Source organism: Halostella sp. PRR32 (assembly GCF_034808085.1).
GTDB lineage: Archaea > Halobacteriota > Halobacteria > Halobacteriales > Natronoarchaeaceae > Halostella > Halostella pelagica.
This window is the reverse complement of record NZ_JAXHGL010000002.1, coordinates 584,424-604,874: the sequence shown is the minus strand read 5'-3', so window position 1 is coordinate 604,874 and position 20,451 is coordinate 584,424. Positions and strand designations below refer to the sequence as shown.

Annotated in this window: 15 protein-coding genes; 7 read left to right on the top strand and 8 right to left on the bottom strand. The window is 64.1% G+C overall.

Annotated elements, in window-relative coordinates:
- Positions 1-26: 26 nt before the first annotated feature.
- Complete coding sequence (gene glmS / locus SM753_RS08270) at positions 27-1,835, bottom strand: glutamine--fructose-6-phosphate transaminase (isomerizing) (RefSeq protein WP_323191227.1); 1,809 nt, start codon at positions 1,833-1,835, stop codon at positions 27-29.
- Positions 1,836-2,349: 514 nt separating this feature from the next.
- Between glmS and SM753_RS08265 the strand changes: the two genes are divergently transcribed.
- Positions 2,350-3,177: a thioredoxin domain-containing protein gene (locus tag SM753_RS08265; protein ID WP_323191226.1), complete on the top strand. Its 828-nt coding sequence runs from the start codon at positions 2,350-2,352 to the stop codon at positions 3,175-3,177.
- A 222-nt stretch (positions 3,178-3,399) separates the two neighbouring features.
- On the opposite strand, the gene SM753_RS08260 is transcribed toward SM753_RS08265, so the two are convergent.
- A complete protein-coding gene (locus SM753_RS08260) occupies positions 3,400-4,833 on the bottom strand; it encodes a helix-turn-helix domain-containing protein (RefSeq protein WP_323191225.1) in 1,434 nt (477 codons plus the stop codon).
- Positions 4,834-5,325: 492 nt separating this feature from the next.
- Here SM753_RS08260 and SM753_RS08255 point away from each other — a divergent pair, with 492 nt between their 5' ends.
- Genes SM753_RS08255 through SM753_RS08235 form a run of 5 tightly spaced genes read left to right on the top strand, consistent with a single transcriptional unit; the run spans position 5,326 to position 11,806 of the window.
- Positions 5,326-6,732 (top strand): nucleotide sugar dehydrogenase, encoded by a 1,407-nt coding sequence (locus tag SM753_RS08255; protein ID WP_138798463.1) that lies wholly within the window; start codon positions 5,326-5,328, stop codon positions 6,730-6,732.
- Positions 6,732-7,808, top strand: a complete 1,077-nt coding sequence (locus tag SM753_RS08250) for a glycosyltransferase family 2 protein (RefSeq protein WP_323191224.1) — start codon at positions 6,732-6,734, stop codon at positions 7,806-7,808. The genes SM753_RS08255 and SM753_RS08250 overlap by 1 nt, the downstream gene beginning before the upstream one ends.
- Positions 7,805-8,881, top strand: coding sequence for a DUF354 domain-containing protein (locus SM753_RS08245; RefSeq protein WP_323191223.1), 1,077 nt, complete (start codon positions 7,805-7,807; stop codon positions 8,879-8,881). Before SM753_RS08250 ends, SM753_RS08245 begins: the two co-directional genes overlap by 4 nt.
- On the top strand, positions 8,878-9,849 hold the full coding sequence (locus tag SM753_RS08240) for a glycosyltransferase family 4 protein (RefSeq protein ID WP_323191222.1): 972 nt from the start codon (positions 8,878-8,880) through the stop codon (positions 9,847-9,849). The genes SM753_RS08245 and SM753_RS08240 overlap by 4 nt, the downstream gene beginning before the upstream one ends.
- Positions 9,839-11,806, top strand: coding sequence for a hypothetical protein (locus SM753_RS08235; protein ID WP_323191221.1), 1,968 nt, complete (start codon positions 9,839-9,841; stop codon positions 11,804-11,806). The genes SM753_RS08240 and SM753_RS08235 overlap by 11 nt, the downstream gene beginning before the upstream one ends.
- A 150-nt stretch (positions 11,807-11,956) precedes the next feature.
- On the opposite strand, the gene SM753_RS08230 is transcribed toward SM753_RS08235, so the two are convergent.
- Positions 11,957-12,535 carry a metal-dependent hydrolase gene (locus SM753_RS08230; RefSeq protein ID WP_138798458.1) on the bottom strand — a complete coding sequence of 193 codons (579 nt, stop codon included), beginning with the start codon at positions 12,533-12,535 and terminating at the stop codon, positions 11,957-11,959.
- 2 nt (positions 12,536-12,537) lie between these two features.
- Positions 12,538-13,608: a DUF1616 domain-containing protein gene (locus SM753_RS08225; protein WP_323191220.1), complete on the bottom strand. Its 1,071-nt coding sequence runs from the start codon at positions 13,606-13,608 to the stop codon at positions 12,538-12,540.
- A gap of 450 nt (positions 13,609-14,058) precedes the next feature.
- Here SM753_RS08225 and SM753_RS08220 point away from each other — a divergent pair, with 450 nt between their 5' ends.
- Positions 14,059-14,634, top strand: coding sequence for a hypothetical protein (locus SM753_RS08220; protein WP_138798456.1), 576 nt, complete (start codon positions 14,059-14,061; stop codon positions 14,632-14,634).
- A gap of 97 nt (positions 14,635-14,731) precedes the next feature.
- Here the strand turns inward: SM753_RS08220 and SM753_RS08215 are convergent, their stop codons facing one another.
- The 4 genes from SM753_RS08215 to SM753_RS08200 all read right to left on the bottom strand — a co-directional run bounded on the left by SM753_RS08215 (position 14,732) and on the right by SM753_RS08200 (position 19,996).
- Positions 14,732-15,298 carry a hypothetical protein gene (locus tag SM753_RS08215; protein WP_323191219.1) on the bottom strand — a complete coding sequence of 189 codons (567 nt, stop codon included), beginning with the start codon at positions 15,296-15,298 and terminating at the stop codon, positions 14,732-14,734.
- Positions 15,299-15,468: 170 nt separating this feature from the next.
- The gene (locus SM753_RS08210) at positions 15,469-17,160 is read right to left on the bottom strand and encodes a hypothetical protein (RefSeq protein ID WP_323191218.1); all 1,692 of its coding nucleotides are present in this window, start codon (positions 17,158-17,160) and stop codon (positions 15,469-15,471) included.
- A gap of 338 nt (positions 17,161-17,498) precedes the next feature.
- A complete protein-coding gene (locus tag SM753_RS08205; RefSeq protein ID WP_323191217.1) occupies positions 17,499-18,485 on the bottom strand; it encodes a glycosyltransferase family 2 protein in 987 nt (328 codons plus the stop codon).
- Between the two features lie 86 nt (positions 18,486-18,571).
- Positions 18,572-19,996 (bottom strand): hypothetical protein, encoded by a 1,425-nt coding sequence (locus tag SM753_RS08200; protein WP_323191216.1) that lies wholly within the window; start codon positions 19,994-19,996, stop codon positions 18,572-18,574.
- Positions 19,997-20,451: the final 455 nt, after the last annotated feature.

The following is a 20,451-nucleotide window of genomic DNA, read 5'->3' as shown; positions in this document are numbered from 1 at the left end:
AAGTGAAACGTCGGATACCCGGAACCCTACTCGACGGTGACGCTCTTCGCGAGGTTACGCGGTTTGTCGATGGGGCGGTCTAGGTGGCTCGCGGCGTGGTAGGAGACCAGCTGTAACTGGACGTTCGCGAGCAGGCTGGCCCAGGTGGGGTGCGTGTCGGGGATTTCGAGGTGTGCGTCGGCAGCCTGGACGGCCGGATGTCCCTCCGGCGCGACCGCGACGATCGGCGCGCCCCGCGTCCGGGCTTCCTTCGCGTTGGTCAGCGTCTTCTCGTCGTCTTCGCCAGTAAAAACCGCGAAGATCGGGGTCCGCGGCGTTACGAGCGCGAGCGGGCCGTGCTTGAGTTCGCCGGCGGCGAACCCCTCGGCGTGCTCGTAGGTGATCTCCTTGAACTTCAGTGCCCCTTCGAGCGCGACGGGGTAGCCCAGGTCGCGTCCGATGAAAAAGTAGGAGTCACTGCCACCGTACTTGGCGGCGATGCGGTCCGAATCGCTCGTCTCAAGCACCGTTTCGATGTCGTCAGGGAGTCGCTCAGCCGTGTTCAACAGCGATTCCGTACTCTCCGGGACCGTCCCCACGGGAATGTCCGCCGCGATGCGTTGGGTCAGTAGCGCCAGCGCGACTGACTGGGAGGAGAACGTCTTCGTAGCGGCGACGCCGATCTCGGGGCCGGCGCGCAGATAGAGCGCCCTGTCGGTCTCTCGTGCGGCCGTCGACCCCACGACGTTCGTCACGGCGATGGTCGTCGCACCCGCCGCGTTCGCGGCCCGGACCGCCCCCAGCGTGTCAGCGGTTTCGCCGCTCTGGGTAACTGCGATCACGAGCGTCTCCTCGCTTACCGGTCCGGACGTCGAGACGTACTCGCTCGCGCGGACCACCTGTGCGGGGACGCCCGCTTCTTTCAGCAACTGTTCGCCGCAGAGCGCTGCGTGATAGGAGGTACCACAGGCGACGAACTGCACGTTCCGCACGTCGGCGAACGTCCCGTCCGGGAACTCCTCTAGTGCGACCTCGCCGTCCTGCACGCGGCCCTCGATCGTATTCGAGAGGGATGTCGGCTGGTTGTGGATCTCCTTGAGCATGTAATGGTCGTACTTCCCCTTGCTCGTCTCCTCGGGGTCCCAATCGACCGTATCGGCCGCTCGCTCGACCTGTCGGCCGTCGAGGTCGGTGATCGTCACTTCGTGCGGTTCGAGTACCACCACGTCCTCGTCTTCGAGATACACCACTTCGTTCGTGTGTTCGAGGAACGCGGGCACGTCGCTCGCTAGATACCACTTCTCGTCTTCGAGGCCGAGCACCAGCGGCGACCCCTGTCTAGTGGCGTAGACCGCTTCCTCGCCGTCGACGAGGGCGGCGATCGCGTAAGTCCCGTCGAGGTCGCTGACCGCACGCCGGAACGCCGCCTCGGGGGACGTAGACGACCCGAGATGGTGGTCGATCAGGTGCGGGATGACCTCAGTATCGGTGTCGCTCGTGAACTCGTGGCCCTTCGCTTCGAGGTCTCGTCGAAGCCTCTCGTAGTTCTCGATGATCCCGTTGTGGACGACGGCGACGTCCCCGGCCGTGTCCGTGTGGGGGTGGGCGTTCTCGTCCGTCGGCGGGCCGTGCGTGCTCCAGCGCGTGTGACCGATCCCGACGTTTCCTTTCGGGGTCGCCCGCAGTTCTTCTTTGAGTTCGGAAACCTGCCCCGAGCACTTGTGAACCTTGACGCCGCTGCCGTTCTGGACCGCGACGCCGGCGGAGTCGTAGCCGCGGTACTCCAGGTTTTCCAGCCCCTCGATAAGGGGGCCGATCGCGTTCCCGTCGCCGACGTGAGCGATGATCCCGCACATCAGCCTCTCACCTCCGTCTGGATCGCACTCGATCCGAGCGGCGCAACGACTGTCGTATCATGCTCCGTGGTTCCGACGCTCTCCTGCGGAAATCGACCGTCTACGGTGGTGTGCTGATACATAGTTGGTCTGGTGGCCCGCCGTCCCCGTCCGTCGGGGAGAGGGGGCGCTTACCGGACACATTCGTGTACCGGGAATTTACTATAGGTTAGATAAGCCGCCTTAGCGGAGGTGTAACCCCTCGCGGCTCGAATTTAGCCGGCTCAGTGCGCCGTAGCGGCCGCATGCTCGGGCGAACGGACAGTATCGGACCGTTGCGACGTGACTCTCCCGTACTGTTTCGCGAGTGCAACGTTCGTACCGCCGGGTCAGACCGTGACCGACCGCGCGTCGATAGTCAGCGATAGGAAGCGACCGGAATTTCGGTCGGTGTCGAGTCCCCCGACGCGACTCGGCGTCGTACGTCTCGCTTATCGTCGAGATAATAATGCCCTCGCCGTCCCTTCGGCGTCCCATGGCAGATGACGTTCCGCGGAGACGCGTCGTAGGGGCGATCGGAACCGCGGTCACGGCTTCGTTCGGGGGCTGTGCCTCCGTTCTCGAAGCGATGGACACGTCCGATACGGGAACGGAGAGGGCGGATACAGTGACCCAGCGGCGCCCCGACACCGAAACCGAGACACGGATTTCCCGCGTTGAATCCGCTGACGAGTCGTTCGACGTGGACGGTATCACGATCCGTCAGCCGGGCGTCTCGTTCGCCGGAACCGCGCCGGGTCCCGACGACCCTGGACAGTACGAGTACGCGACGATGGGCTCCGCCGACGCGACGGCGACGGCAACCGTCTACGGGAACTGGAAGTGTCCCCACACGCAGACGTTCGTCCTCGAACAACTCGATGGGATCGTCGCGGAGTTCGTCCGTTCCGAGGATATCGCTCTGGAATTCCGGTTTCTGGGATACCGGTCAGGCGAGCCGTTTCTCGGTTCCGACGCGCCGCGGGCCGCTCGCGCCGGACTCGCGGTCTGGAACGCGGACCCGGCGAACTACTGGGCGTATCTCGCGTACGTTTTCGAGAACCAGCCACAGGAGCAGTACGAATGGGCCCAACGCGATTTCCTCGAACAACTCGCCGAGGAGGCCGGCGTCCGCGGTGTGTCTCAGATCGGACGGGCGCTCGACGATGACGCGTACGCCTCCGCGGTGCGGGCAACCACGGACGCCGCGAGCGACGCTGGCGTCTCTACGGTCCCTCGCGTCGTCGTCGACGGCGATGTCACCGCACCGACCGTCGATCTGGACGAGACCAGAGCACAACTCGAACGGGCAAGCGACGATTGATCTGCCGGACGCATCACCGGTCCGCGTCCGCCTCGACGGTGTGTATCGCGTTCACTCTCCCCTTCTCTACCGCCGCACCGGCGTCACAGGGTCGTTCGTAACTGTGTTCGGCCAACCCCAGCAGCAAACGAGTTGGGGGTAAAACCGACGACGGAGAGTCTATGCCGGTGAAGAAACCCGACGACGGAGAATCTATGCCGGTGAAAATCACGAACGACCCTATCAATCGTTCACGGAGCTATCGTTGGACTCCAGCGGCTGGTCGGACATGTGGGTGATGAGATTCTCTCTGCCGATAGTGATCTTCTTGATCTGGTCTTCGTCTTCCATCCGCGAGAGGAGGCGGCTGACTTTGGATTTTGACCACTCGGTCCGCTCGACGACCTCGCTTTGCGGAAGGCGACCACTGTGCTCGTCGAGCATCCGTAGGACTCGCGCGTCGTCGGTGATAAGCGGCGGTTCAGTCGTCCCGTTTGTCTCTGCCGGTTCGTCAGTGCCGTCGGTCGTGCCGACGGCGGATACGGATTCGGTCTCTGTCTCCTCGGCGGACTCGGATTCGACGACTGACCTGAGTCGTTCAAGACCGTCGGCACCGTCGATCCGCCACGCCACCGCTACGAGACCACCGACCGCGACGATAACGTATGCCAGCGGTGTCGCGGCGCTGCTCGGTCCGGACCAGACGGTGACTTCGGTGCCGTCGCTCACGAAGTCGCCGTCCGTGTCCGGTACCGTCGGGTCGGAGTCGTACTCGTCGACTTCCTCGCCGTCAGTGAGGCCGTCGCCGTCCGTGTCCGGTTCCGTCGGGTCGGTGTTGTACTCGTCGACTTCCTCGCTGTCAGTAAGCCCGTCACCGTCCGTGTCCGGTTCCGTCGGGTCGGAGTCGTACTCGTTGACTTCCTCGCCGTCAGTGAGGCCGTCGCCGTCCGTGTCCGGTACCGTCGGGTCGGTGTCGTACTCGTTGACTTCCTCGCTGTCAGTGAGCCCGTCACCGTCCGTGTCCGATGCCGTCGGGTCGGTTCCGCGGCTGATCTCGTCGCCGTCCCGGAGTCCGTCACTGTCGGTGTCTGTGTCCGTCGGATCGGTCCCGTACTCGTGTACCTCCTTGCCGTCGCCGTGGCCGTCTCCGTCGGTATCGGCCTTGGACATGTTTGTTTCGTGTTCGACCTCTTGGTGGTTCGTTAGCCGGTCGCTGTCGAGGTCGCCGTCTTTCTCGATCACCTGTACCGAAACGGTGTCCCGGTCGAGTAGCTCACTCTTCTGGAACCCGGATGGATTGTTCCGGACGGTCATTACGACAGTCTGGTCACCGGTGACGTTTTCGGGCCACTTCTCGACCGGTACAGAGGCTGTACTTCCGTTCACAGTAGTCGTCGTTATTTGACAACTGAGGTTGTGCACCGACTCGTTGCTCGCGTTGGCGACGCCGACACAGACTTCAACGCGCGTAGAGGCGTTCGTGTCAGTAAGTGTGACGTTGAGCGTGTGGGGGTCGGACTGCCACAGTCGGACGGTGTCTTCGTTCTGTTCGACGACACCTTCGCCCGCGTACGACGCCCCCTCTATTGCGACGCCAGATGCGTCTGCCGCGACAGGCGTAGAGGACACGAGGAACAACAGGATAACGACGACGGCGGCAAGGGACCTGAAATCCATAGCGATTGTCGTTTTTACGTCAGTATCGGAGGTACTCACGATCCCACTGTTAATCTTTCCTATCTCTCCGACCGATCCGTCTCACGATGCTCGTCGACTGCCCTCGCTCTCATGGTGAGATACCTGACACGCCTCTCCCATTATTATTAGTAGAACAAGTCGGAGTTTAACGCGGATATAAACCGGATTTCCGGCGTTCTCGGGGCGCCGAGACCCGAACCTCCGTCTCAGATGGGTGGTCGAGGGGACGAAGACGACGGTCAGAGCGGCGTCGAGCGTTTACCTGCTTTATAATAATGACTGACAGGTTCGTCTTCCACTTCGAGGTTCGTGCTCGGCCGATCCCGGCGGGGCGCGGTGACGGACGCGCCGTCGCCGTCGCTGACGAGGGACCGAGACGCACCGATCCGTCGCTTCGACCGACGGTTCGCGTCTCAGTTCCTTCGTCCGAGTCGGGGTCGGATCGGCACAGAACATCCGAAGAGACGATATATGAATCCACCACTCAGCGATACCGACGGTCGAATGGACCGCGTCGAGAACGACGGCAGTTCCGTCCAGTCTCGAAACACGGACGGACAGCGCCCTCGGAACGCGACCGAGCCGGACCAGCCGCGGAATGCGAGCGTCTGCGTGGTCGGACTCGGGTACGTCGGCCTTCCGCTGGCGACCGGGTTTGCCCAGGCGGGCTACGGCGTCATCGGGTACGACATCGACGCCGAGAAGGTCGAGACCCTGCAAAACGGCGTCGACACGACCGGCGACCTGGACGACGAGGCAGTCGCCGACGACGATATCACGTACACGTCGAACCCGTCCGCGATCAGTGCCGCGGAGTACGTCGTCATCGCGGTCCCGACGCCCGTCGACCGCAACCAACAGCCCGACCTCGAATTAGTCCGGAGCGCCGGCGAAACTGTTGGTGCGTCCATCAGTCCGGGGACAACCGTGATCCTCGAATCGACGGTGTACCCGGGCGCGACGCGGGAGGTTCTGGTCCCCGCCATCGAGAACACCTCCGAACTGACGTGTGGCGACGGTTTCCACGTCGGCTACTCGCCCGAACGGGCGACGCCGGGTGACGACGACCACTCTCTCCGGAACGTCGTCAAGGTCGTGAGTGGGCAAAACACCGCTGTTTTAGAGGACGTCGCAGCGCTCTACGACTCGGTCGTCGACGCCGGCATCTACCGCGCCCCCTCGATCGAGGTGGCCGAGGCGTGCAAGCTCGTCGAAAACGTTCAGCGCGACCTCAACATCGCGTTGATGAACGAGCTTTCGATGGCGTTCGAGCGGATGGACCTTGACACCCACGCGGTACTCGAAGCCGCGGGGACGAAGTGGAACTTCCACGGCTACAGGCCGGGTCTCGTCGGCGGCCACTGCATCCCCGTCGACCCGTACTTCTTCGCCCACCAGTCGGAGCGCGACGGGTTCGTCCCCGAGTTGATGCTCACGGGCCGCGAGGTCAACGAATCGATGCCCGACCACGTCGCCACCGTGGCGATCAAGGCCCTGAACCAGAGCGAGAAGACGCTCAAGCACAGTCGGCTGCTGCTACTCGGACTTACCTACAAATCCGACGTCGCCGACATCCGCACGTCGAAGGTTGCGGAGGTCGTCGACAACCTCCGGGAGTACGATATCGATGTCGTCGGCTACGATCCGCACGGCGACGACGAGGCGATGCGGGACGCGTTCGGCATCGAAGTACAGGAGTCTCTCTCGTTCGAGGAGATGGACGGTGCCATTCTCTCGACGCCCCACGGCGAGTTCCGCGACCTCGACCACGCGGAGGTGGCTGCGCAGTTCAACGACGACCCCGTCCTGATCGACGTAACCGGTGCCCTCGACCCCGAGGCCATGCGGGAACAGGACATCGCCTACAGGAGGTTGTGATGTACCGCGACCACACGGTCGGGGTCATCGTCCCCGCCTACGACGAGGCGGAACGCATCGGGCACGTTCTCGAATCGATACCGGCCTTCGTCGACCGCGTCTACGCAGTCGACGACTGCTCTACCGACAGGACCTGGGACGTGATCCAGCGGTACGCGACGGCCGACCCCGACTGTTCTGCGGTGAATCGGGATGAAGCGGTGGCCGACGAGACGGTGACGGACGCGGTCGCGAGTGGTCGGGAGGTCTCACCCCCCGAATCGCTCCCGGACGGCGGAACGCTGGCCGACCCGCAGGTCGTCCCTATCCGTCACGAGGAGAATCAGGGGGCCGGGGGCGCACTCAGAACCGGGTACCGCCGCGCCCGCGCGGACGGCGTCGACCTGACGGTCACGATAGATGCCGACGGACAGATGGACCCCGAGCGCATGCCGGCGTTGCTGGACCCGCTGGTCGAGGACGAGGCCGACTACGCGAAGGGCAACCGCCTGGCGAACCGCGAGGACTGGATGGAGATGCCGCCGTTTCGAACCGTCGGCAACTGGTTGCTGACGGCGTTGACGAAGGTCGCCAGCGGCTACTGGCGGACGACCGACCCGCAGAACGGTTACACCGCGATCACTCGCGAGGCGCTCTGTGCTATCGACGTCGACCGGATGCGCGACAACCACGACTACTGTAACGACCTCCTCGTGCGGCTGAACGTCGCTGACATGCGCGTCGTCGACGTCTCCATGCCGGCGGTCTACCGCGACGAGGAGAGCACGATCGACTTCGCGTCGTTCGTCCCGACGACATCGCTGACGCTGGCGCGTGGCTTCGGCTGGCGACTGAAGGAGTGTTACCTCGACGACGGGGTTCATCCGGTCGCGGTCTGTTACGGCGTCGGCGTCCTCGGTGCGGTGATCGGCGTCGTGACTGGACTGACGGCGGTCGTCGAGTCCCTCACCAGCGACTCCGCCGGCGGCCGTGCGGCGAAGTCGGCGGTGGCACTCGCCGTCAGTCTCTTTCTCGTCGTCACCGCGATGGTGCTGGACGCGACGGCGAACGAGGGACTGGAGGTGACCCGCGAATGAACGTCGTCACGACGATCCAGCATCCGGGACACGTCCACTTCTTCAAAAACGCCATCTCCGTGTTGTCGGAGCGGGGCCACGACGTCCACGTCTTCGCCCGCGAGAACGAGATGACGGTCGACCTGCTCGACCGCTACGGGATCGACCACGAGGTACTCGCCGGCCGTTCGGACTCGCTGCTCTCGCTGGCGGCGGTTCAGGCGACGTACGAGACGCGGCTACTGCGGCGGGCCCGTCGGATCGACCCCGATGTCATCACGGCTATCGGGGGGGTCGCAGCCGCACACGTCGCGTCGGCAGTCGGCGCGCGCAGCGTCGTTTTCTACGACACCGAACACGCGACGATCATCAAGACGCTGGCGTACCCCTTCGCCGACACGGTGTGTACGCCCGCGTGCTATCGCGGTGATGTCGGGGACAAGCAGGTTCGCTATCCCGGATACCACGAACTCGCGTACCTCCACCCTGACCGGTTCACGCCGGACGCCGACGTACTCGAAGCCGTCGACGCCGACCCGGATGACCGGCTCGTCGTCGTTCGGGTCAGCAGCTGGGATTCCTCACACGACGTCGGGCAGGGCGGCTTCGACGACGTCCACGATGCGGTCGACCGACTAGAGGCGGCGGGCGCGCGGGTCCTGCTCACGTCCGAGGTGGCGCTCCCCGACGACCTCGAATCCCGGCGGATCTCGATCGCGCCGGAACGGATTCACGACCTCCTCTACCACGCGGATCTGGTCATCGGCGAGGGCGCGACGACTGCCACCGAGAGCGCGGTGCTCGGGACGCCTGCAGTCTACGTGAATTCGCTCTCGCTGGGATACACCGAAGAACTCGAGGAGCGCTACGGTCTCCTGTTCAACTTCAACGGCGAAGACAGACACGAGGCGTCCCTGCGGAAGGCGGCGTCGATCCTCCGCGACCCGAACGACGAGCGGTGGGCGCGCCGGCGTGAGACGTTACTGGAGGAGACGGTAGACGTTACCGACGTCGTCGTCGACAAGATCGAATCGCCGCCGGGCGACCGAACGTCTCAGCCCGGCGAACCGGACGCGACGCCGACGCGACCATGAACGTGTTACAGCTAATCACGTCGACCAGATCGTTTTTCGAGCAACAGGTCGCGACGCTCGACGACCGCGGTATCGACTGTACCGTCCTCTCGGTACCGGGCGAGTACCACCCCGACTCGCCCCGCTCGGCCGGCGACTACCTCCGCTTTTACCCGCGGATCCTCAGGGAAATCCGGTCGGGCGACTACGACCTCGTCCACGCGAACTACGGGCTCGTCGCGCCCCTCGCCCTGGCGCAGCCGACCAGACCGGTCGTGCTGACGCTTTGGGGAACTGACCTGATGAGCGGGCGCGGCTGGCTTCGGGCGATGAGCCGATACGGGGCGCGGCTCTCCGACGCGGTCGTCCTGCCGAGTCCGGTCATGTCCTCGGCGCTCGACTGCGACCACACCGTCATCCCGTTCGGCGTCGATACGGACCAGTTCCGACCGATCCCACGCCATCGCGCCCGGGACCATCTCGGCTGGGAGACGGACGACCCCGTCGTCCTCTTCCCGTACGACCCCGACCGTCCCGAGAAGAACTACCCGCTCGCTCGGTCGGTCGTCGATGAGGCTTCGGTCGACGCCGAGTTGCGGACGGTGACCGGGGTCCCGCACGAGAAGATGCCGCACTACATGAACGCGAGCGACGCCCTGTTACTCACGTCGACCCGCGAGAGCGGGCCGATGGCCGTCAAGGAGGCGGCGGCGTGCAACTTGCCGGTCGTCTCGACCGATGTCGGATTCGTGAGCGACGTGCTCGACGACGTGGCAAACTCGGCGGTCTGTGACAGGGAGATCGAACTGGTCGCCGCGCTCGAATACGTCCTGGAGAACGGGAGCCGGTCGAACGGGCGGAGCGCGGTCGACGAGTTGAGCCTCGACGCGATGGGTGACCAGCTCGTGGCGCTGTACGACGGCGTACTCGACGGAACGGACACGAACCGACGCTCGATCGACCTTCGAGAGATGTCCAATGAGACGTAGCGTCGCCAGACGGCTCGACGACCTCCGGTTCGATCTGGTGGCCGCCGGCGGCGGCCTGATCGTCGCCGCCCTCCTCTTCCCGTTGCGGTTTTTCGCCTCGCAGGTCTACATCAAGACGATTCCGCTGGTTCTCGGTGTGGCCTGCCTCCTCTACCTGCTGGCGTCGTACAACGACCGCCAGGCGGATGCGTTGCCGGCGCTGCCGGCCCCGATCGCCCGCTCCCTGCCGAGCGTCGTGATCTCGGGACTGGCGGCGATGGTGTTGGTTGCGACCGTCCACGGCGAGCGGTCCCCGCTGTTTCTCGACCTGGCGAGCGTCCTCGGCACGCTGGTGTTCGGGCAGATCCTCTTCACCGACGAGACGGATTTCAACCGGACGCTACTGCTCACCGAGGTCGTCTTGCTGGCGTTCGTCGTCCGCTTCGCCGGCCTGTTCACCACGCCCGGCCTGATCGGTATCGATAGCTGGACCCACGTGACCCAGTTGGCTGCGGGGATCCTGTCGGAGGGATCTCTGGATGCGATCGCCGACGACAAACACTTCGCCTCACCGTTCTATCATCTGGTGCTCGCGTCGGCGGCGATCGTTTACGACCTCTCGCTTCGAAACGCGCTCTACCTCTCGATCGGCGTGGTGATGCCCCTCTCGGTCCTGCTCGTCTATTCGACGGCGAACCTGCTCGTGACCGACCGCTGGGCGGTGCTCGCGACCATGATCTACTCCGTCGGGAATTACGTCGTCGAGTGGGGGGTACACCTCATTCCAACGAGCCTCGGTCTGGTCTTCTTTCTCGCCGTACTCTACGCGCTCGTCCGACTCATGTGGGTCGAGAACGGTCTTCGGGACTTCGTACTGTTGATCCTGCTGACGCTCGCGATCATCCTCACCCATCAGGTTTCGACGTTCATCATGCTGATCTTGCTCGCCGCCGCGTTTCTCTCCCAGGTCGTCATCCAGATCACCCCGTTCGAAACGTCGCCGCTCGACCCGAACATCTTCCGGATGCGAAAGCCGGTCAACCTGGTCGGGATAGTCGTTTTCGACGTGGGCTTTACCATCTTCACCTGGTCGCTGACGCCGTACAAACAGCGTTCGTTCCTGGGGACGGTGTTGAGTTGGCTCCGCGAGACGTTCGCGTCGAGTGCCGGACTCCTGAACCTGGCCGGCGGTTCCTCCGCCGGCGGCGGTGGCGGCGAGTCGGCCGGCCCGACGGCGATAGAACTGCTCGTTCAGTACGTCGACGTGTCCGGTTTCCTGCTGTTGCTCTGTGCCGCACTCGTCGGTTGTCTCTACGTGGTCCACCGCAAGCGGGCCAACCAGTCCGTGCTGATGCTCCTGTTCGCCACTGCGGTGATGCTCGTCTTCGTTCTCGGTCTGCCGATGTTCGGCATCCGAAACTTCATCCCCCAGCGCTGGTTCGCGTTCCTGTACGCGCCGATGGCTCTCCTCGCCGTCATCGGCATCAGATACCTCGCAACGAACCTGCAGCCGAGGCTCTTTCTCGCCTGCCTTCTCGTCTTCTCGCTCGCGTTCCCGGGCGCGATGTTGCTGTCGAGCCAGGGGACCATCGACAGTCCGGTTTTCGACGAGCAACACGAACAACTGAGTTACAGCGAATCGGAACTGACCGCCGCCGACACGATAGGCGAGATGACCGGCTCGCCCCGGCCGGACGAGATCCGCCCCGACCAGGTGCTCTACACCGACCACCCGTACCAGACGTTGATCAAGCGAACGCACGCGCATCCGGCCGACACCGCAACGGTGGTCGACGGTGAGCCAGTCACCCACGACCTCGTCGTCTACCGGGAGAGGCAGTCGACGGAAGCGACCTACTTCCGCGACGAAAACGAGCGGGGGGTGATCCGCGACGTTCCGCAGTCCCGGCTCTGCCGACCCGAACAGGGCACAGTCTACGCGAACGGCGACGTGACGATGTGTACGAGCCCCCAGTAGCGACTGCCCGTATCGTTGGCACTCGGTTCCGATCTCGGCCGATTTCGTCACGGTGCTTTTCTTCCGCAGTCAGCCGACAGCAGTTGTCTTCCGAACCCAGCCGACAGCAGACCGAGCGCGGCCGGACTCCGAAACGGAACGACTCCTGTCTCAACGCGTGGCGCGGCGAGCGAAGATGCGGTACAGGGCGGCACCGGGCATGCCGTCGTACAGCCAAAGCAGTAGGACGCACAGGCCGAGACACAGTTGAAAGAGCAGGTAGGGAGTAACGTCGAGCGCAGCCATCTGGCGCGCGTATCGAACGAGGTACCGGGTAACCAACTGGACGAAGCCGAGGTGCGAGTTCGACGGCGGCTGCGTCACCACGGGCCAGAGAACGACCGAGGGCGCGACCCCCCGCCCCAGAAACAGCGGGTAAACGATGTCGCCGAACAGGTGCGACAGGTAGCCGACGGCGAACGCGACGACGATCCTCCCGTCGCCGTATCTCCGTCCGAGCGCGACCGCGGCGAGGCAGACGACCGGCGCGAGGAACAGCGAGTGTCCGACCGAGTACCCGGTTTCAGTGATCCCGAGACCCCACGAGAGCGGCTTGTCCACGAGGTCAGGTAGTTGCGTTCCGACTCCGACCGCGACGGCACCGATGTCCGACGGTGCTTTCCGTTCGAGTGCGTGTCCGAGCAGCGAGTAGACCACGTAGCCCAACGCGAGGTGTTCCCACGGCCACATCGTCAGCTATCACCGCCGGTCGGCGCGGACTGCACCGCATCACTGCCGCCGGTCGCTCGTTGGGCCATCGCACTCTGCCCGTCCTCGACCGTGATCGGTAACCGGAGCGTCCGATAGGCGTCCGCCGCCGTCGGGTCCGCAGGCGCATCGCCCTCGTATAGCAACACGGCCAGTCGGAGGTCGTCCCCTGCCATCGTCGGAGCGATCTCGAACTGTTGGCTCTCCGTCGCACCGTCCGAAACTGTGATCTCGTCGCTCGCAAGTTCAGTTTCCGCTTGGACGGTCGTCTCGCGTCCGCTCTCGTTCACTCGCTGGAGCATGACTACGGTCGTGTACTGCCGTTGCTCGTGTTCCCTGTTCGTGACGTTCACGGCGAACTCCGCACTCTCTCCCCGGACGTACGTCGACTGATACATCGACCGGTCGTCGCCGCTCACCGGGTCCGTATCCACGTACAGTTCGGTGAATCCCTCGTGTTCCACCGGGTTCGTTGCCGCGTACCCCGCGCTCGTCACGAGCAGTAGTAGACTTAGCCCGATCGCGATGTTGTACACCGCACGATTTGAGCCGTAAGGGGTGTCTTTCGAGGCGTAGAACAGGCCGGACCAGAACGCGCCGGCCGACGGCGTGAAGCGCCGGTCGGCGGGACACCGCCACCGGCGAACGAGACCGAGCAGACTGAAACCCACGGTGGCGATACCGAGACCGGCCAGTAGCGGCCGCAGAGTGATCCCCCACGGAGTCACGTTCGCGGCGAGAGCGACGACAGCCACCAGAACGACGCTCGTTACGACCGATAGGATAAAGCGACTCACGCGGTCGATGCCGTTGGACTCGGAACGCGGAGCCCAGAGTCCCGTCCGGTCCTCGTCGAACGGTTCGTCGGGGGCGTCCCCGTTCTCCGGAAACAGTAGCGCGACGAATGCGTAGCCCGGAAACAGCAGGAACAACGGCATTGCCAGTACGATCCGTGCCATCCCCGCCGTTCCGAGATGGATCAATCCCCCGGCGAGTCCCGCGAGAAGCGATACGATGACGAGATCGACGTACCACCAGCGATTCTGATCGTCCATTACCGCCCGTTCGACCCGATCGGAGTTTATTATCAGTTTCATATACTGCTGGCTCTCGCCGTTTGCGCGCGATACGGCGGGTCGGTCTAGCGGATCCGTTCGATGGGTTCCACCTAGCCAGCAGACGCGGCCGTGACCTGGTGTGGCCGCCAGCGAGACACCGCGACCTCTCTCGCACCTGAGTCAGATGTGATCGCCGTCGGATACGATCCGCTTCGATCCCGGCCCGAAACCGCTGTTGCTAACGACGCATTAACCGTTTCTGTGACCCGTACCAGATATGGGTGTTTTTCTCCAAAAAGCCATAATTGTCGGTTTGAGGGGCTCTTGAGTGGTTTTAAACTGTGTAAACAGTCAGTTTGACTATCTGAATTCGCTGCAACAGTCTGCAACACGCGAGACAGGTTTACCTATTTATTACACTCTCCGAGAATGTATTATCCGTCGATAATGAGTGTGATCGAGACCCCCTCCGACGGACCGACGATAGAAGACACGTCTGACGACGACACTGACGAATCTACCCTCACTGAAGACCAGATCTTCCACCTGCTCCAGAACGAACGGCGACGGAACGTCCTTCGGTATCTTCAGGGCGAGGACGGAACCGTTCGCATGCGCGATATCGCGGAGCAGGTGGCCGCGTGGGAACACGATACGACCGTCAAGGCGCTGACTTCCAAACAGCGCCAGCGCGTCTACATCCCGCTTTACCAGTCCCACCTCCCGAAACTCGACGAGGAGGGGATCATCGAGTACAACCAGAGCCGCGGGATAGTCGAACGTGCCTCGCTCGCGGACCGCCTTGACCGGCATCTCGGGCCGGTCGACGACGATGACGCGACGGACGACGAGTCCCGCTCGTGGAACAGCTACTACCTCGGAGCGTCCGGAGTCAGCGCATCCTTCTTCGCCGGGATGGTGTTCAATGTCCCGCCGCTTACGGCGCTCCCTGCCGTAGCACTCTCTGCGGTCGTTCTGCTACTGTTTACGGCGCTAACGGTGACCAAGATCGCGACCGAGTGACGGGCTTTTGCCAACAGCGACTGATACAGCCGACAACTGGCGCTTCTGGCGTCGGCGTGACGCCGTCCGTGTTCTCCGGTACGACCGTGACTCGAAGTTAGCTGACGGTTCGACGCACCGCCAGTACGGCGGCCAGCAAGACGGCTGCCCCCGCGACGGCCCCCGAGAGAGCGAGCGTCGGCGTGTCTGCCAGCGGCCAGGCGCCGACGCGAGTCAGGCCGACGAGTAGCGCCGAGCACGTCGCGAGTCCGGCGATAGGTAGGACCGAGGCCCAGCGACGGCCGTCACCCTCGTCGGCGGGCGTTGTATCAGTTGTGGGTTCGGCGGATTCCGTGTCGGCGAGCGAGACGAGACCGGCTGATGCATCGAAGTGGACGTCACCTGTGCCGTGGAGGACGGGCAGGTCGACGACGTACAACTGTTCGTGTACGTCAGCCCACGTCTCGATATCCTCGCCCTCCGATCGGAGGTCACGTCGCGTCACCAGTTCGTCCGCGAGTTCGTCGATCGTGACGGGAGTGTCCATCTCGTCGAGGGCGTCGAGGATCTGTCTGGATCTGGGCGGGTTCCGATCACCCGATGTCGACTCCGCGGTCATCGCTCGCCTCTCGTCCGGAATCGTGAACTTCGCCGAGTCGACGTCCGAATCGGTCTCGGGATCCATTGTAAAAGTACGATGGGGCGGTGATGCGACACTCGTTACGAACCCATTCTCGAGTTAGACCTTAATGATTATGTATAGCTACCGTCGAGTGGTGGCACTCGTTTCGCCCTGTGCTCGACTCCGACCCTGTAGCGACCGGCGGAACGGGGAACTCATCGGGCTGTGACGCGTCACGCCGGTTTCGGGACTGGGTCTTGAAGTAACTCGTCGATGTCTCTCGCGGACTCGGAGCACTGTGCCAGCCACCCGGAGATATCGTTGATGCGCAACTTATGACGAACGGGCAAGTCGTGGACGTACTCGGCGTCGGGGAAGAGACGCCGGTCGAGGTCGTATTGGTCGAATATCGCCGCTCGGTCCGGCCACGCCGATTCGAACGCGCGAACAAACGGCACCGTCCGCCGGATGAACCCCTCGACCTCGTTGAGCAGAAAAGAATCGTGAGGGCGGTCGGGCGGCCGGATCCGCAGGATGTCCGGATCGAGTCTTTCGCACGCCCGCAGGAACGTTTCGGTGGTTCGGTGCTCGGGGGGCGTCTGGAGATGCCAGTCGAGTAGTTCCGCGTCAGTGGCGAGAAACGCCTCGAAGTAGTTGTCCGAGAGGTGGGTGTGAAACGGCATCGACGGCTGATTCCCGATCCCGCAGCAGTCGAGGCCGTTCTGTACCGCGTCGAACCGGCCGCGGTGGGACTCGAACTCCGATCGGACTGCGTTCCGAACGAACGTCTCCGGATCGAGGTCGGTCGACGTGTACCGCGAGAGGTCCCGGCTGGCCTCGGTCCGGTAGCCGAACTTGTCGAGCAGTACGTCTACGGGTTCCGGATCCGGGTCTAACTTCCCGAACGGCACACGCTTTCCGCACACTTCGACGCTCGCTTGCTCGGTGAAGTGCCCCCGGAAGATGGTATCACAGAGGAGGCCGTGACACATCGTGTTCGCGTCGATCTGGTCGTCGTAACCCGCGTGGTGGATGTGTAGCGACTCCTTGATGCCCTGCGAGTAGCGGACCTTCCGCTCGTCGGCGTGGAGGTACCGGTCGTCCGGGGTGAAGGCGGAGTGGGTGGTACCGTACTGGTCGGAGAGTCGTTGGGCACCGCTGACCTCCTGGGCGTCGGACGACCCGACCGTGTAACTGTCGTCGAGTCCGGGTATCTGGGAGAGCAGCAGTCGGGAATCGTACCCCGCGGAGAGAAGCAGGCCCTTCTCGCCAGGATACTGCGCGCGGCGTTCGATCGCCCGCTCTAGTCGACGGGCGAGTTCGCCGACGTAGTCGAACTCCCGTGGCTCGTAGACGAACCGAGAGAGTCGCTCCACCTCGTCGGTCCGTAGAGCGCTATCCATCGGCAAGCGGCGGAGCCGTTCGAAACACGTCTTCTCGCCGAGCACGACGCCGATGTGGAGGAACTCGAGCACTGACTCCTCGTGGACGCGAGGCGACCGTATCGTTCGCCCGACAGCCGCGGCGTCAGTACCGAACACCCGCGTTCCGGGGCCGTCCGTGTAGAAACACTCCCACGACCGGATGGGGTCAGTTGCAACGACCGCCTCGCCGTCCACGTCGACGACTGCGAGGTACGAGCCGTTGAGGTCCGCGAACGCATCCGCGCCGACATCGCTGTACCGTTCTAGTAACCAGCACGCCGCGTTGACATCGCGGTCGTCCGGCGGAAACACCTCGCCCCAGACGACGCAGGCGTCGCCGTCGGCGGTGTGGGTCGCGCTTCTCCCTGGGACGGTCAGTCCCGGGTCGCGGATTCCGACGGTCACTTCGTCCCCTCCGACGACCCGGTCGAACTCGTCAGGGGAGCGAAACCGGGCGAACTCATCCTCGTCGCCGAACACGCCGAACATTTCCTTGTTCATAGTTCTCGGATATCGTGGTGGTCGCGACCGGAGTCGAAGCGCGGTCGCGAGCGGCAGTATCGGTTATATCCGGGCATGCGATATTAACTATAAACCGGATAAGGGGCCGCGCTGTTCGACGATATGTGTTTGTCCCCGTTCGGTCAGCGCGAACGTGCGTCGACAGCTTTCGTTTGCGGTGTGTCTGCCGACGGACTCCGTTCGCGGCACGTAACCGGATGGCCCGTCTGTGGATGCACGATTAACGGTCCGATAACCCGTCACTGACGGCCATCTATCTCCGGCCTATCACTTGATCGACACTGGATGCCCGCTATCCGAACTGCCGGTCAGCGCGGTCAACGCCCGTTCGAACTGCCGCGGATGGCTACGGCGGCGACGACAAGTCCGACTGCAGACGCGGCGATGGCGAGCGACTTGCGGTCCTGCCGGCCGACCCCGGCGATAACGGCCCAGAGGAGGCCGGGACAGTGACGCGGCGGTACCGTCGCCCGGCGGGCGTGATTCGTCCCGTGGTAGAACTGCCCGTCCTCGAAATACCGTTTCGCGAGGATGAGGTGGTGACGCCCCATGATATCGTAGCCTCGCCGCTCGAACGTCTCGACGGCGTCGGCGTTCTTCCGGAGATACCGCTCGTCGGCCGCCGCGACCGTTTCGGCGGCTGGCGTCCCGGTTTCGAGGCGAACCACGAGGGGTTCGTCGACGTACGCTACCTTCCCTTCGTCGAGGATCTGAAGCACGAACTCCGGGTCCTGAAAGCGGTCGAGCGTCTCGTCGAACCCGCCGATTTCGCGGGCGACGTCCGTGCGGACCAGCAGCGTCGATCCCGCGCCGGGATGTACGTTGCCGGCGAGGATCTCGCCGACGAGTTGCTCGCCGCCCTCCATCCGCGGGTCGACGTCGGCGCGAGCGAGGACGCCCGCGGCGAGCGACCGGAGCCGTCCCGACGACCCGGACGTGCGGATCTCGGTGTCGCAGTAGGCGGCGATCCAGTCGGAGCCTTTCGCGTCGAGCGCCGTGAGTTGCCTCGATACTTTCCCGGGATACCACTCGTCATCGGAGTCGAGAAAGGCGACGTACTCCCCGCGAGCGTTCTCGATGCCGGTGTTGCGGGCGACGTTCGCCCCTCGGTTCGTCTCGTGTGCGATCGTCCGGACACGCGGGTCCGAATACGAGTCGAGCAACTCCCGCGTTTCGTCGGTCGAACCGTCGTCGACGACGAGCACTTCGAGGTCCTCGAACGTCTGGTCCAGCGCGCTGTCGACGGCCCTGGGGAGCGTTTCCGCTCGGTTGTACGTCGGGATGATCACGGTAACTTTCGGCATTTCGTCGGAGTGCGTCCCCGCGTCTGATTATTATAGACCCGGTAAACGACGGGGATCCAGTGGTGTGATTCTCGAACCTCCCGGAGTCACCGAAGATCCGCCACTCCATCGGGGAACGAACTGTTCTTGAGACGGATCGACCCCGCTCCGTCGTTGAGTTTGAGCGACGCGTAGCCCGCGTAGGAGTCGAAGCGACAGTTCTCCACCCAGACGTTGTCGCCGTTGACGACGACGGGGTGGTGGGTCGTCCCGAAATCGCAGTCGTAGAGCAAGTAGTCGCGGCCGTTGAGTTCGAGCCCGCGGCGCTTTTCCCCGCCCGTCTGGTCGATATCCACGCCCCTGAACTGGCAGTGGTCGCGGCTGCAGTAGATGGCGTGACGCAAGGGTGACCCGCTCGCATCACCGGTGATCCGGACGTTCTGTAGCCCGACTTCGCCGGGGGAATCGCCGCGGATCTCGATAGCGTTTCCGCTGGCGTCCATTTCGACCTCGACGTCTTCCAGATACGACGGTCCGACCTGCGGGCTGATCCCGACGCCGGTCGTCGGCGTACGCGCCATCGAGATGGACGCGTTCCTGATCGTCACCCCGTCGACGCCGTTCCGGACTGCGATCCCGATACCGTTCGGTCGCGGGACGTCGACGGTGACGTTTTTCAGGGTCGCCCATCCGGCGTAGTCGAGCCGGATCGGGTCCTGTCGGACGTAGTTCTCCGGGTTCCAGCCGACGCGGGCGGTCGCGCCGTCGACGACGACTCGCCGGCCGCCGAGGCGTATGGAGGCGGTTCCGCTGTTCTGGTAGCGCCCGCCCTCGACGACGACCGTTCCGGTTCCGCCCGACGCGTAGAGGCCGTTATCCGGGAACGCACCCAGCGCACAGTTCCGGAACCGGAGCGTTCCTTCGTGGTTTCGGTTGGCGATGATGCCGCTCGGTCCGCGCCAGAGGTTCCCGGCGTTGGGCGTCTCGTCGACCCAGGCCGCCCCGCCGCGTGCCGTAAACCGCTCTACGACCCCGCTGCCGTCGGGGTCGGTGATGTTGAACAGCCCCGGCCCCCACGTCCCGCTGTCGTGGCGGCCGCGAACAACGATATCCTGAACGACCAGACCGTCCTCGACCTCGGCGTTTATCACCCGAATTCCTGTGTCGGGTGCGGTCTGGTCGACGGTGAATCCCTCGAACCGAAGACTACGGCCGGGGCTGTCGCCGACGCCGAGTCGGAAGAGCCGATACTGCGGCCCGTCGAACTCGTGGTAGTTCGCCGGAACGAGCGTCGCGTCGTTCCCGAGTAGCCCGAAGTTCTCGAACCCCGTGAACCGGAACTGCTCGTCCATGTAGTAGCGTCCCGGCGGGAACTTCAGTAGCGTATCGTCGGCGGCTGTCCGGCGGAGTATCGGCGTGATCGAGGTACCGCCGTCACTGTCCGCACCCGCGTCGACGATGTCGACGACCGTTCCGTAGTTATCTCCCAGCGAGTGCGCGGCGGCGGTCCCCACGACCGTGGATGCGACCACAGTAGCGGCGGAGGCACGGTTGAGAAACGAACGACGACTGAGCCCCGGTCCGGTAGAACCGTTTCGTGTCACGGGGACACTTCCCGTAGACGAATCTTTATTATGTATATAATAAGGGCTGTATGTACGATTCCGCGGTGTTCCGGAGCAACCGAAACGGTCCGTCGCGCTTTTACGAAGCCACAACGCTGCTGCGGAGTTTCCGCCTGACTCCGTGTCGGCACCCGAACCAACCGTTCCCCCGGTGGCCGTCGGACGCCGATGAACGGCCTCGGTATCCGCCGGGCGTTCCATCGACTGCGGCCCGTCGGACACCCTTCGTCGGCCGTCAGAACCGGGTCGGAGTTCGCGGAAGGCTGCCTGGTTCAGATCTGGCGCTCGCCGCAACTGTGGCGTTCGCCGTCGTCGCTTCCCGCTCGTCGGTAGTCGGCCGGTCCTCTGTCGTCGTCTCGTTG

What these genes read in the sequence shown, in the direction of transcription:
- glmS (WP_323191227.1), bottom strand. Translation starts at nt 1,835, where the DNA reads ATGTGCGGGATCATCGCTCACGTCGGCGACGGGAACGCGATCGGCCCC.
- SM753_RS08265 (WP_323191226.1), top strand. Translation starts at nt 2,350, where the DNA reads ATGGCAGATGACGTTCCGCGGAGACGCGTCGTAGGGGCGATCGGAACC.
- SM753_RS08260 (WP_323191225.1), bottom strand. Translation starts at nt 4,833, where the DNA reads ATGGATTTCAGGTCCCTTGCCGCCGTCGTCGTTATCCTGTTGTTCCTC.
- SM753_RS08255 (WP_138798463.1), top strand. Translation starts at nt 5,326, where the DNA reads ATGAATCCACCACTCAGCGATACCGACGGTCGAATGGACCGCGTCGAG.
- SM753_RS08250 (WP_323191224.1), top strand. Translation starts at nt 6,732, where the DNA reads ATGTACCGCGACCACACGGTCGGGGTCATCGTCCCCGCCTACGACGAG.
- SM753_RS08245 (WP_323191223.1), top strand. Translation starts at nt 7,805, where the DNA reads ATGAACGTCGTCACGACGATCCAGCATCCGGGACACGTCCACTTCTTC.
- SM753_RS08240 (WP_323191222.1), top strand. Translation starts at nt 8,878, where the DNA reads ATGAACGTGTTACAGCTAATCACGTCGACCAGATCGTTTTTCGAGCAA.
- SM753_RS08235 (WP_323191221.1), top strand. Translation starts at nt 9,839, where the DNA reads ATGAGACGTAGCGTCGCCAGACGGCTCGACGACCTCCGGTTCGATCTG.
- SM753_RS08230 (WP_138798458.1), bottom strand. Translation starts at nt 12,535, where the DNA reads ATGTGGCCGTGGGAACACCTCGCGTTGGGCTACGTGGTCTACTCGCTG.
- SM753_RS08225 (WP_323191220.1), bottom strand. Translation starts at nt 13,608, where the DNA reads ATGGACGATCAGAATCGCTGGTGGTACGTCGATCTCGTCATCGTATCG.
- SM753_RS08220 (WP_138798456.1), top strand. Translation starts at nt 14,059, where the DNA reads ATGAGTGTGATCGAGACCCCCTCCGACGGACCGACGATAGAAGACACG.
- SM753_RS08215 (WP_323191219.1), bottom strand. Translation starts at nt 15,298, where the DNA reads ATGGATCCCGAGACCGATTCGGACGTCGACTCGGCGAAGTTCACGATT.
- SM753_RS08210 (WP_323191218.1), bottom strand. Translation starts at nt 17,160, where the DNA reads ATGAACAAGGAAATGTTCGGCGTGTTCGGCGACGAGGATGAGTTCGCC.
- SM753_RS08205 (WP_323191217.1), bottom strand. Translation starts at nt 18,485, where the DNA reads ATGCCGAAAGTTACCGTGATCATCCCGACGTACAACCGAGCGGAAACG.